This window comes from Peptoniphilus sp. SGI.035 (genome assembly GCF_050315115.1).
GTDB lineage: Bacteria > Bacillota > Clostridia > Tissierellales > Peptoniphilaceae > Peptoniphilus_A.
Genome location: NZ_JBNPOJ010000064.1, coordinates 1 through 425 on the forward strand (window position 1 = coordinate 1; position 425 = coordinate 425).

1 protein-coding gene is annotated in these 425 nt (G+C 25.6%); it reads left to right on the top strand.

Features of this window, described 5'->3' with window-relative positions; translation table 11 throughout:
- On the top strand, window positions 1-315 hold a 315-nt coding region (locus ACQRC6_RS09860), incomplete at its 5' end, for a transposase (protein ID WP_427848756.1).
- Window positions 316-425: the final 110 nt, after the last annotated feature.

Here is a 425-nt window from a genome sequence, read left to right on the forward strand (position 1 = left end):
TGCTTTGATTGGAATACAAAAGGACAAAAAACAAAAGGAATCTATATCTCAGAAACATTCCAAAAATATAGAGAAAAATCCTTAAAAAATATAACATCAAAAGAAGGAATAGAAGAAAGAATAAACCGCTCAATCCAAGCAGAAGGAGCATTCTCAAAAATAAAAGAAGGATTATCCTATACTAGATTCCATCATAGAGGGAAGGCAAATATAATAAGTGAAATAAATCTCATATCAGTAGCCATAAACCTAAATAAATTAGCATCAAAAATAATAAAAAAAGACTTAGAAATCATAAAATACAAAGCAGCTTAAGAAAAAAATTTTTCAAAAGTATAGCTTTATTAAAGTTACCCATTTTTATGAAATATTGGATAAATCTGTCTGAAAAAAACTTTCCAAACAAAAAATATAATGACTAAATT